Here is an 11,903-nt window from a genome sequence, read left to right as displayed (position 1 = left end):
CGATTTACTTTCCTACTTTCAGTCCAGCATCATGAGCGAATTACCGACCTACGGCTTTACCACCACCATCCTGCACAGTGATCGTCAAAAAGAAATAGAGCATGGCTCTGTCCATAAGCCCATCCATAGTTCCGTCATGTACGGTTACAAGGATGCGCGTGATCTTGCAGCCGTATTCCAGAACAAGCAATCCGGCTATCGTTATGGCCGCCAGGGCAACCCTACGGTGTCTGCACTGGAAGAAAAAATCACGGGCATGGAAGGCGGTTACGCCAGTATCGCATTTGCCACCGGCATGGCGGCTATTGGCGCAGTGTTTCAGGCATTGTTGCGCCAGGGCGATCACCTGGTTTCTTCTTCTTTTTTATTTGGCAATACCAATAGCCTGTGGCAAACCATTGATGCTCAAGGCGTTGACGTCGCCATGGTGGATGCTACCAGTGTTGAACATATCGCAGCCGCACTGACGCCGGCAACCCGCATGGTGTTTGTTGAAACCATTGCCAATCCGCGTACCCAGATTGCCGATCTGAAGCGTATCGGTGATCTGTGTCGTGAAAAGGGTATTTTGTTTGTGGTCGATAACACCATGACGTCGCCTTACCTGTTCCAGCCTAAAACTGTCGGTGCTGGCCTGGTCATCAATTCCCTGACAAAATCCATTGCTGGCCATGGGAATGTACTAGGGGGCGCTCTGACGGATACAGGTCTGTTTGACTGGGCTGCTTATCCGAATATTGCGCTTAATTTCCGCAAGCAGCCTGCTCAGATGCAGGGCATGTCACAGGTCAGGGCCAAGGCTTTGCGTGATTTTGGTGCTTCACTGTCACCAGATGCGGCACATCAGATTGCCGTGGGCGCAGAAACGATTGCTTTGCGCATGGACAGAGAATGCGCGAATGCCATGGCGCTGGCCAGCATGTTGGAAGCGGATCCCCGGGTGGCTGCGGTACATTACCCTGGCTTGCCTTCTCATCCCCAGCATCAATTGGCGACGGATTTGTTTCGTGCCTATGGTGCCTTGTTCAGTTTTGAACTGAAGCCCGAGATTGACTGTTTCGATTACCTGAATCGCCTGAAGCTGGCCATCAATGCCACGCACCTGGGTGATACACGTACTTTGGTGATTCCGGTTGCGCATACCATTTTCTTTGAAATGGGTGCGGAACGTCGTGCCGGCATGGGTATCGCTGATTCGCTGATCCGGGTTTCTGTTGGTATCGAAGATACCCAGGACTTGCTGACTGATTTTGCACAGGCGCTGACTGCATGACTGTCAATGTCATCGACAGAGTTGGCAGCAAAGGCTTTAGTTTTTCTATCCGGATCACCACTTCTGAACTTACAGCGCTGTTCGCAGCCTGCTGATCAGGCAATCTGGACAGTCTGCGTCTTGTACAAAAGACAGTGAACTAACAGTGTAAAAGGATGGTCGGAACTCGCCCTGTTGTCTTGGTGGCCTGGGTTCTGGTTGTGATGCAGGGTAATACTACAAGGTAAATATGTTCCGACTTTCTTTCAGTATGACGATGCGCGACTGGCGTGCCGGTGAATTGCGCTTTTTGCTGATAGCGCTGATGGTTGCCGTTGGTTCTCTGGCTTCGGTCGGGTTTTTTACCGATCGCATGCGCAGCGGACTGAACCGTGATGCGCATCAGTTGCTGGGGGCGGATTTGCTGGTGGGGGCAGATCAGCCCATCAATCCCGAATGGCGCGTCGAGGCAGAAAAGCGCGGTTTCAAGATTGCTGAAACCCTGGTTTTCCCCAGCATGGCGCTGGCAGGCAAAGGCGACGATGCCATATCCAAGCTGGTGTCCCTGAAAGCGGTCAGCAATGATTACCCCTTGCGCGGCAATTTGAAACTGAATAAGGGCGAGGCAGAAGTTGCCACCAGCGAGGTGCCGCAATCCGGCACGGCATGGGTGGATCCCGCCTTGATGTCGGCATTGAATCTCAAGCTGGGTGACAAAATCAAGCTGGGTGAGTTGCAATTGACGGTTACCCAGACGATAGCGTCGGAACCCGATCGCGGTGCCGGCTTCATGAATTTTGCACCACGTGCCATGATATCGCTGAAAGATATCCCTGCCAGCAACCTGATACAGAATGGCTCGCGCGTTACTTACCGCCTGTTGATCGCGGGTGAATCCAAAGCTATCGCCAGCTACCAGAAAGAATTGCAAGGCCGCATAGAAACCGAAAAACTGAAAGGCGTGCGCCTGGAGTCGCTGGAATCAGGGCGGCCGGAAATGCGTGCCACCCTGGACAGGGCAGATCAGTTCCTGTCGTTGGTGAGCCTGTTGTCAGCCATGCTGGCGGCGGTTGCCATTGCCATGGCGGCAAGGCGTTTCATGCTGCGGCACCTGGATGCCTGTGCCATGCTGCGTTGCCTGGGGCTTACGCAAAATCAGGTCACCAGCATGTATCTGATAGAGTTTTTCATGCTGGGTCTGCTGGGTAGTGCCGCCGGTGTAGCGCTGGGCTTTGCCGGACATTATGTATTGCTTGAATGGCTGGGCAAACTGGTGACCAAGGATTTGCCACCGGCTAACTTTTTGCCAGCTTTCCAGGGCATTGCCACCGGCTTGCTGCTATTGGTAGGTTTTGCCTTGCCCCCTATACTGCAATTGCGCAATGTGCCGCATAACCGCGTCATACGGCGCGAGCAGGACGCGCCCAAGGCCATGACCCTGGTCAGCTACGTGCTGGGTTTAAGCATGTTCATTGGTTTGCTGCTGTGGCAGACTGCAGATGTCAAACTGGGCTTGATGACAGCCGCCGGGTTCTTGACAGGCCTGCTGGTATTTGCCCTGGTTGCCTGGCTGGGCATGTCTTCGCTGAAGCGCCTGCGCCCCGTGTTCAACCATTCTGCCTGGCGTTTTGCCATTACGGCCCTGCAAAGACGGCCAGGCGCCAGCATCATACAGGTAGTGTCGCTGGCACTGGGCCTGATGGCCCTGTTATTACTCACAGTGGTGCGGGCTGATCTGATCACTGCATGGAAAAAAGCCACACCGGCGGATGCACCCAACCAGTTCGTCATCAATATCCAGCCTGATCAGAAAAACGAGATCAACGCGAGACTGCAAAACTTTGGCAAGCCACTCATGTACCCTATGATACGTGGTCGCCTGATACAGGTGAACGACCGCGCCATCGGCGGTAACAGCTACGCCGAAGATCAGGCCAAACGCATGGTGGAACGTGAATTCAATCTGTCTACCATGAATGAATTGCCGGCCCTGAACAAGATCACGGCCGGTGCCTGGTTTGATGAGAACAAGAATGATGGCAAGGGGGATGCAAATGCCGTCCAGGCCGAAGCCTCGGTTGAGGAGGGCATAGCCAAAACCCTGAAGTTGAAATTGGGTGACAAGCTGGTATTTGACGTTGCCGGACAAAAAGTAAGCGCCGCCGTTACCAGTTTGCGCAAGCTGGACTGGGGTTCCATGCGGGTGAATTTCTTCGTCATCATCAACCCCAGGGCGATGGCGGATACGCCGCAGACCTGGATCACGGCTTTCCGCCTGCCAGAATCCGACAAGACTTTTGTCAATCGCCTCATGCTGGATTTTCCCAACCTGACTGTGGTGGATGTCGGGAGCATGATCAAGCAATTGCAGGATGTACTGGATCAGGTGATTACAGCGGTTGAATTTTTGTTCCTGTTCACGCTGGCATCGGGCGTGCTGGTCTTGTACGCAGCCCTGGCCGGCTCGCAGGATGTACGTATGCGTGAGGCAGCTTTGCTGCGTGCGCTGGGGGCAACGCGCAAGCAATTGTCACAGGCGCAGTGGATAGAATTCTTGCTGATAGGTGGCTTGTCCGGTGCGCTGGCGGCTTCTGGCGCTTCTGCCATCGGGTGGGCGCTGGCACGTTTCAGCTTCAATTTTGAATGGACTTTCTCGCCCGTCGTCTGGCTGGCCGGTCTGCTGATAGGTGCAGCCTGTGCAGCGATAGGCGGATGGCTGGGCTTGCGCAATGTACTGAATCAACCACCATTGCTTAGCTTGCGTGAGAGCTGATTGGTGTTGGAAGGTGCTGGATGGTACTGAATGGTGCAATTAAAATAAAATTTTAGGATTTGCAATGGAAAAACAAGCTTTGCAGCTGTACGTGGATGCACAATTTACCAGTCCTTATGCCATGTCGGTTTTTGTGACTCTGCATGAAAAAGGACTCGAATTTGATGTGCATACCGTAGACCTGGATGCCAACGCACAGCATACCGGTGAGTATGCCGCGAAATCCCTGACGCAGCGTGTACCCACCCTGGTGCACAATGGCTTTGCCTTGTCCGAGTCATCCGCCATCACCGAATATCTGGATGATGTTTTTCCCGGTATTACGGTGTACCCCAAGGATGTCAGGGACAGGGCAAGAGCGAGACAAATACAGGCCTGGTTACGCAGCGCCCTGATGCCGATACGGGTTGAACGCAATACCCAGGTCATTTTTTATGGCAGTCGTCTGGCTCCCTTGTCAGATGCTGCCAAAGAGGCGGCACAACAATTATTTTTGGTTGGCGAATCGCTGTTGAAAGAGGGAGCAGATAATCTGTTCGGCACATGGTGTATTGCCGATCTTGACCTGGCATTGATGATCAACAGACTGGTCATGCATGGTGACGATGTACCAGAAAAGCTGGCCAATTTTGCGCATAAGCAATGGCAAAGGCCAACCGTACAATTGTGGATGCAGCAGCAAAGACCCGCCTTGCAGGCATGATTGGCAGGAATCGCAGGAATGGCAGGAAGTGTTAATGAGTACTTATACTGAAAATAATGAAGAAGCACAGGTCAATTTATATGAATTGATCGGCGGGGCCGATAAGCTGCGGGCACTGGTTGACCGTTTTTATGACTTGATGGAACTGGAGCCAGAATTTGCTGGCATACGGGCTCTGCATCCTTCACCGATGAATGGTTCACGCGATAAGCTGTATTGGTTTTTGTCGGGATGGATGGGTGGCCCCAATCTGTATATTGAACAGTTTGGTCATCCGCGTCTGCGTGCCCGTCATTTACCGTATGCGATTGCCAGCAGTGAACGCGATCAGTGGTTGCGTTGCATGGCCTGGGCCATGGAAGATCAGGGTGTGGCCGAAGACTTGAAACTGCATTTGATGCAGTCGTTTTACCAGACCGCAGACTGGATGCGAAATCATCCAGGCTAGCCATTTCATCTTTACTATCTTTTCCCTGGCGCGAAAATCTTTATGAGCATGTTTGAAACCGTTATTCTCCTCGCACTGCTGGTGTTGATGGTACTGGTTATCCTGGTGTTGATGCGCAGCAAAGCTGGCAGTGATGCCGCTGACCTGAAAACCATCCTTGACCAGTTGCTGCAAACGCAGCAGCAGGCACAGTTGACGCAAGAGCGCAGTGAGCGTTCCCTGCGTGAGCAGATGCAACTGACTGCACAGACCAGCCGTCAGGAACTGGGTAGCAACTTCACTCAGTTGCAGCAGGCTTTGGCTGCACAGTTGACCAGTGTGGCGACTTTTCAGAATGCCCAGATTGATGCGTTTTCTCAGCAACTGGTCAAGCTTAACGACACCAATGCCCAGCAACTGGAACAGATACGCCAGACCTTCACCCTGCAGGGGCAGGTGGCGCGTGAAGAACAGGCAAAAGGGCTGAAGCATTTTGGTGACGTCCTGAATCAGTCTCTACTTAGTCTGACAGAATCTAACGCCAATCGCATGAATGAAGTGCGGGCGACTTTACAGACGCAGGTCGATGCATTTTCTCAGCAATTGGTAAAGCTTAACGAGACCAATGCACTACAGTTGGAACAGATACGTCAGGCTTTCACCTTGCAGGGACAGGCTGGACGGGAAGAGCAGGCGCAAAGCCTGAAACGCTTTGGTGATAGTCTGAATCAGGCTTTGTTAAGCCTGACGGAATCCAATGCGCAACGCCTGAACGAAATCCGTACCACGCTGGAACAAAAGATACAGCAACTGCAGGCAGACAATGCAGGCAAGCTCGAAGAGATGCGCAAGACTGTGGATGAAAAATTGCACGCAACACTGGAGCAACGTCTGGGCGAATCATTCAAACTGGTATCTGATCGCCTGGACAAGGTACATCAGGGCCTAGGTGAGATGCAGCAACTGGCTATCGGTGTCGGTGACCTCAAGCGGGTACTGACGAATGTCAAAACCCGCGGCACCTGGGGTGAAGTGCAACTTGAAATGGTGCTGGAACAGATGCTGACGCCAGACCAGTATGCAAAAAATGTGGAAACCGTGCCTGGCACAGGGGAGAGGGTGGAGTTCGCCATCAAGCTGCCCGGCAAAGAAGATAACAAGGCACCGGTATGGTTACCGATTGATGCCAAGTTCCCCAAAGAACAGTATGAGCGTCTGCTGGATGCTGCTGAACGGGCAGATGCAGAAGGGGTAGCCCAGTTTGGCAAAGAACTGGAACGTGCCATACGCAGCGAAGCCAAAACGATTGCTGAAAAATATCTGTCACCACCGTTGACGACAGATTTTGCCATCCTGTTCTTGCCTACCGAAGGCCTGTACGCCGAAGTCATGCGTCGGCCAGGGCTGGCAGATGATTTGCAGCGTACCTGTCGCGTATCGATTTCCGGACCGTCAACCTTGTCGGCCCTGTTGAACAGCCTGCAAATGGGCTTCCGCAGTCTGGTGCTGGAACAACGCTCATCTGAAGTCTGGCAAGTGCTGGGGGCAGTCAAAACAGAATTCGGCAAATTTGCAGATGTATTGACCGCGACCAAGATGGCATTGGAAAAAGCTGCCAGGAACATCGATCAGGCAGAAGTCAGAACCCGCCAGATGACACGTAAATTGAAAAGTGTGGAAGCCTTGCCGTCCGATACTGCGCAAAGCCTGCTGGGTACCAGTACGGATATGGCGGACGCTGATACGGAGTAAAAGCCGGAATTTATTTCGAATTTTGCTGCTTGCCCGGTTTGTCTCCCAGCAGATACCGGGCGCCATTACCTCTGGTTTTTGCGATGTCTTCAGGATTGTACAGCGCGCAGGATTTCAGTGACAGGCAGCCGCAGCCTATGCAGGATGTCAACTGATCGCGCAAGGCGGTCAGGTCATCTATGCGCTTCTGTATCAAGCCCTGCCATGAACGTGAGAGCTTTTCCCAATCCTGTTTGGTCGGTGTTCTTTGATCCGGCAGGCTGGCGAGGGTGCTTTCTATTTCCTCCAGTGTCAGACCGGCTGTTTGCGCTGCCTTGATAAAGGCGACACGACGCAGTACTTCCCGGGCGAAGTGACGGCGCTGACTGCCGCTGCGCACGCTGTTGATCAGGCCGCGCGATTCGTAAAAGCGCAAGGCGCTGGCAGCCATGCCGGAGCGTATCGCCAACTCACCTATGCTGATCAGATTGTTATTTGCCTTGGTAGTCATTTTTCTCTAGAAGAAATTCCTTGACTTAAAGTTTACTTTAACTTGCATACTGTTTTCACACAATCATTTTATGGTGACTATGTATGAAAACTTTAGCGACCTATCCTGTACTGCGCCACCTTCTTGATGAAAACCGTCAATTTGCCCTGGGCGGGCGGGGAACTACCAATCATTGCCCTATGGCCCTGACGGCATTGGCTGCCATGGGTGCCAGTGCGGAACGGCTGGAGGAATTTTTTGAGCATTGGCACACGCATTATTCGCTGCCTGCGGAGGTGTCGCCGCATGAAGTTGACTATGCCGATTTCGCATCCTGTCTGGGAAAACGCCCCATGTTTGCGGCTTTGCAAGACTGTTTTCAGCACAGAATTGCACAGCGTGGCAGTAGCGAGGTCGTGCGGGAGGTGCTTGCGACTATCCCGGTAGCGCCGGCGACTTCGGCATTTCATGCGCTGATACGTCTGTCATATGGTCTGCAGTCCGGGCATGATGCTGAAATTGCTGCCGGGTTGGCGGCATTGGTGGTCGCTAATTTCGCCATTGACATACCAATGTTTGCAACGTCTGCAATGCCCGCAATATCTGATCGCTTGCCAGCAAGCTCCGTTGCAGATGGTTTCAGACAGATTGCCGATGGCATGGGCGGCAAGAAATTTGAAGGACGCATGATTACCGAAAAGATGGCAGCCGTCATTAGGGATCGCCGGTTTATACAGGTGTTGCCTGCCATGCCTGTTACTTCGCAACTGCTGGATGAACTGGCGCGCTGGGCAATCGCTGCCTACTGGCAAACCGGCGATTTTACGATTTTGCATATGGTGACCGGTGTGCATGCGATCAGGCAGTTGATTCCTTGTCTGCACCCTTTGCGCAGGCAGGCTTTATGTAGCGATGCATGGCTGGCGCTGTGTGTGGCTTATGCTTCAGTCGGCGCACCTGCACTACTCCCGGAACAGGAATGTCTGGATAATCTGAAACAGGCCAACTTCAGGGCGCAGTCATGGGACTACTTGTTCAATCAGGCGATTTTGAACAATGATGATCATGCCATCAAATTTACCTATACCTGTTCCCGTGAATATGGTTTGCATGCTCACCCTTTTCATTCTTTGTATCAGGCTGCGGCCATGCGCATGCTGGACATTAAATAATATGTCTGGTGGTATCAATTCCATCCAGGCTCACTACGCGATAGGCATTGCGGCCACTGCGTTTGACGTCATACATGGCGGTATCGGCACGGCGCAATAAATCATTTGGGTCAAATGCATGCGGGCCGGTATAGCTGATGCCTATGCTGGCACCTATCTGTACCGAGACACCATCAGTAATCACGATGTCCTGACTGGTCTGGTGAATGATTTTTTGCGCGATTTCTTCTGCCTTGCTCTGTTGCGTCAGGTTTTGCAGCAGGATGATGAATTCGTCGCCACCCAGCCTGGCAACAAAGTCGGATTTTCTGACCGTACTGGTGACGATATGGGCGAAATGGCATAACACCTGATCACCGATGGTGTGCCCGTGGGTATCATTCACCTGCTTGAATTTATCCAGATCGATCATGAGCAGGAAGAAACCTTGTGCATGAGCGTTTGCATGTTCCGTGGAAAGGCGGGCGATTTCTTTTTCAAATCCTAGTCGATTGTTAACCCCTGTCAGGTGGTCGGTGACGGCAAGCTGATTGGCGTTTTCTTCTTTCAGCTTGCGTTCAGTAATATCATTCGCCAGACCCTGCAATATGCCATCCTCGGCAGGGCTGATGACCAGGTTGATCCATTTCTTTTGTGAGCTGCTGCCAAGTTGTATATAAAAATCATCAGACATGACTTTGCTCTCATTGATGGCAGCATCTATCATCAGGTGCAGGCGTAGTTCCTGGCCCTCCAGCATCAGGGTTAGCACATGGGACAGATTGCCGCGCTGATGTGCATCTGTCAGGTTGAACATGCGCAGGAAGGCCGGGTTGTAAGATAATAATTCAGCAGAAAAATTCAGTTGGAAAATGCCGGTTTCTGCATTTTCAAAAATTGTCTGGAATTTCTTTTCGCCTATGGAATGCCGTATACGCAGGGATCTCTCTTCATTCAGTGTTTTCAGCAGGTTGGCGATGAGCATGTTGACATCACGCACCAGTTGCCCGATTTCGTCTTTTTCATTGCCGTCTGGCAGGCTCAGTTTGTCACCGGATTCAGGCGACAGGGTATGCAGTCTGTCAGAGATGTTTTTGATGGGGCGGGTGATCATGGTCAGTACGACATACACAACTGCAGATGCCATGACCAGGGCTTGCACCAGCAATAAATAAACAATGAAACGAGCCTTCGACGAACTTTGTTCGCGAATGAAATCCATATTTGGATCAAGCCTGATATTGCAGACTTTTTCTTTGGCATTGAAGGGGGAGAATATTTCCTGCTCCAGTTGATTGGGGGTCTTGATGTCGGGCAGTATCGTGAGTGAGGCATTGGCCTGATTTTGTGCCGGCTGCCTGGATGCCTCGGCCAGGATCTTGTCGTCAGAAAAAATCAGTACGCGACTGATGTCACCATTCTTCAGCAAGCCTCGCGCCAGTTCTGAAGCCAGATTCTGGTCCAGCAAAAAGCAGGCGATACTGGCAGTGCTTTCAACTGTGCTCAGCGATCCTTTCATGCGCTGATTGGCTTGTTCCTGTTCGGATTGTGCTGAAAACTGATAGCTGAACAGGGCAAAGAAACTACCCACGAGCAGTGCTATACCCAGCACAATGAAGGCGCTGCGGTAGACGATACTGGTGCGTAGCAATCTGAACATGCCTGTGTCAATTATTTATGTTGGGGTCATAAATCAGCTTCACCCGTTTATCGAGTTTTTTTCTTTCTATATAGCCTATGGCTCCCTTGTTGCTGCTGACTATATCCATGACTTCATCTGACGTATCGGCCTGATGTGGCGGTGTACCCTGTCCGGAAAACATCAGTCTGGCCCAATAGGAATTAATTTCAGGTAAATTCTTGTTGACCAGCATGGAGTAAAACCTGGCTTTTTCTACATTCGATGTTGCCAAATCCACTGGCAAGGCATTGATGCCGGATGCCAGTTTGCGGTTTCTGCCCATGTACAGATTGATGACTTCATCTTTGCTCAGTTTTTCTATTCCGCTTTGTGGATTGGCAATCACGACCAGATCGGCAATGGCATTCCCGTGCCAGATCGCCAGCACAAGGCAGACAGTCAGGTAGTGGAATATTTTCATCACTCGTCTCTAAAAAATAAAATTGAAGGCGAGGCTGAACAGTCTGGCTTTGCCATTCCATCCCGGCTGGTTATTGCGCACTAAAAACAGCTCGTCTGCCTGTATCTGGTCGAATTGCAGTTTCAGGTTGGACTTTTCTGTCAGGTCATACCGCACACCCAGGGACAGGGTCGTCTGGTGATTGAACTGGTTGTTGATGGACTGATTAAATCCCGCGACCAGCATGTCTATGCCGGGGCTGACGCCGGTCGGCAGGCTGGCTGGTATTTTGCGATTTTCTGGCCTCGCAGCTGACACCGTCATGTACGGTGTCCAGTGGTCGATGCGATAACCCAGTGTCAGGTAGGCAGCGCGGTTGGCCGGAAACAATAAGGATTCTGAACTCAGCCGATTCACCATCAATTGTGCCTGTAGTGGGCCGTCGTCGTAAGCAATGCCGGCTGACAGGTATTTGAATCTTTTATTTTCCATGGACAGCGCATTGCCCAGGCCCGCAGCGTAGGGAAACAGGGCATTCAATGCCGGTGAGCGAAAGCCGTCCAGCAAGCCTTGCAAGGGCGGGAATTCATTTTTGAATTTTAATTCTGAATAACCTGCGCGATACAGCCAGTTTTGTGATTGGTATTCTATGTAGCCACCGGCCAGGCGTGAGCCATTCAGGGAAAGGTAATCATCCATATTGCCGGTAGATGTTTTTTCTCTTGCCAGACCGGTAAAAAACTTGGCACGGACGATACCTGCACCCACAGGTTTTGAGATGACCAGGTCGGCACCGTCGAAATACGAAATGATCAGGCCGCCAAAGAAATCGATGGGTGGGCGCACCCATTGGTAGGAATACGCGACATTGCGTGAATCGGCCAGCATGTAGACATCAAAACCCAGGCGTCCTGCGCGTAGCTGGACCGTGTCATTGGGCAGGTAACGTCCGTATGCCCAGGTCAATTGCGGCTGATAGCCTTCGGAAGAACGGTGGCTGACAAATTGCAGGGCCGTATCAAAATTTTCATTGGCGCGGTAATTGATTTGCAGGCCGAGATTGGAATCAAGGCCGAAGTCTGTCTGACGTGTATAACCGACGCCGTATGGTTGGGTCAGGTCGCGGACGATATCAACATCTCTGGTATTGCTGTGCGCAACACCGAGAGTGCCAAAGCCACTGATGGAATAGGATTTTTCCTCTTCTGCTGCATGTGCCAATGCCACATGTGCCAGAAAACAGGCGAGCAGACTGATGCGTGAAAACCTGCTTGACATAAAACCTCACTGTCATT

At 51.8% G+C, this 11,903-nt stretch carries 10 protein-coding genes; 6 read left to right on the top strand and 4 right to left on the bottom strand.

The window, feature by feature from the left end; genetic code table 11:
• Nucleotides 1-31 precede the first annotated feature (31 nt).
• The 5 genes from H8L32_RS02315 to rmuC all read left to right on the top strand — a co-directional run bounded on the left by H8L32_RS02315 (nucleotide 32) and on the right by rmuC (nucleotide 6,907).
• Nucleotides 32-1,273 carry a cystathionine gamma-synthase family protein gene (locus tag H8L32_RS02315; RefSeq protein WP_186945537.1) on the top strand — a complete coding sequence of 414 codons (1,242 nt, stop codon included), beginning with the start codon at nucleotides 32-34 and terminating at the stop codon, nucleotides 1,271-1,273.
• 229 nt (nucleotides 1,274-1,502) lie between these two features.
• On the top strand, nucleotides 1,503-4,025 hold the full coding sequence (locus H8L32_RS02310; RefSeq protein ID WP_186945536.1) for an ABC transporter permease: 2,523 nt from the start codon (nucleotides 1,503-1,505) through the stop codon (nucleotides 4,023-4,025).
• Between the two features lie 64 nt (nucleotides 4,026-4,089).
• Nucleotides 4,090-4,728, top strand: coding sequence for a glutathione transferase (yfcF, locus tag H8L32_RS02305; RefSeq protein WP_186945535.1), 639 nt, complete (start codon nucleotides 4,090-4,092; stop codon nucleotides 4,726-4,728).
• A gap of 34 nt (nucleotides 4,729-4,762) precedes the next feature.
• A complete protein-coding gene (locus H8L32_RS02300) occupies nucleotides 4,763-5,176 on the top strand; it encodes a group II truncated hemoglobin (RefSeq protein WP_186945534.1) in 414 nt (137 codons plus the stop codon).
• Between the two features lie 42 nt (nucleotides 5,177-5,218).
• Nucleotides 5,219-6,907 carry a DNA recombination protein RmuC gene (gene rmuC, locus H8L32_RS02295; RefSeq protein WP_408058797.1) on the top strand — a complete coding sequence of 563 codons (1,689 nt, stop codon included), beginning with the start codon at nucleotides 5,219-5,221 and terminating at the stop codon, nucleotides 6,905-6,907.
• 10 nt (nucleotides 6,908-6,917) lie between these two features.
• On the opposite strand, the gene soxR is transcribed toward rmuC, so the two are convergent.
• A complete protein-coding gene (gene soxR, locus H8L32_RS02290) occupies nucleotides 6,918-7,397 on the bottom strand; it encodes a redox-sensitive transcriptional activator SoxR (RefSeq protein ID WP_186945533.1) in 480 nt (159 codons plus the stop codon).
• An 83-nt stretch (nucleotides 7,398-7,480) separates the two neighbouring features.
• On the opposite strand from soxR, the gene H8L32_RS02285 reads away from it, so the two are divergent.
• Nucleotides 7,481-8,548, top strand: a complete 1,068-nt coding sequence (locus H8L32_RS02285; RefSeq protein ID WP_186945532.1) for a questin oxidase family protein — start codon at nucleotides 7,481-7,483, stop codon at nucleotides 8,546-8,548.
• Here the strand turns inward: H8L32_RS02285 and H8L32_RS02280 are convergent.
• Genes H8L32_RS02280 through H8L32_RS02270 form a run of 3 tightly spaced genes read right to left on the bottom strand, consistent with a single transcriptional unit; the run spans nucleotide 8,541 to nucleotide 11,886 of the window.
• Entirely contained in the window at nucleotides 8,541-10,187 is a 1,647-nt protein-coding gene (locus tag H8L32_RS02280) for a sensor domain-containing diguanylate cyclase (protein ID WP_186945531.1), read from the bottom strand. The two genes, H8L32_RS02285 and H8L32_RS02280, sit on opposite strands and share 8 nt — an antisense overlap.
• A 7-nt stretch (nucleotides 10,188-10,194) precedes the next feature.
• Nucleotides 10,195-10,629 carry a type 2 periplasmic-binding domain-containing protein gene (locus tag H8L32_RS02275; protein ID WP_186945530.1) on the bottom strand — a complete coding sequence of 145 codons (435 nt, stop codon included), beginning with the start codon at nucleotides 10,627-10,629 and terminating at the stop codon, nucleotides 10,195-10,197.
• A gap of 9 nt (nucleotides 10,630-10,638) precedes the next feature.
• Complete coding sequence (locus H8L32_RS02270; RefSeq protein WP_186945529.1) at nucleotides 10,639-11,886, bottom strand: hypothetical protein; 1,248 nt, start codon at nucleotides 11,884-11,886, stop codon at nucleotides 10,639-10,641.
• Nucleotides 11,887-11,903: the final 17 nt, after the last annotated feature.

The organism is Undibacterium hunanense, assembly GCF_014284335.1.
GTDB lineage: Bacteria > Pseudomonadota > Gammaproteobacteria > Burkholderiales > Burkholderiaceae_D > Undibacterium > Undibacterium hunanense.
This window is presented reverse-complemented; position numbering and strand designations above follow the sequence as displayed.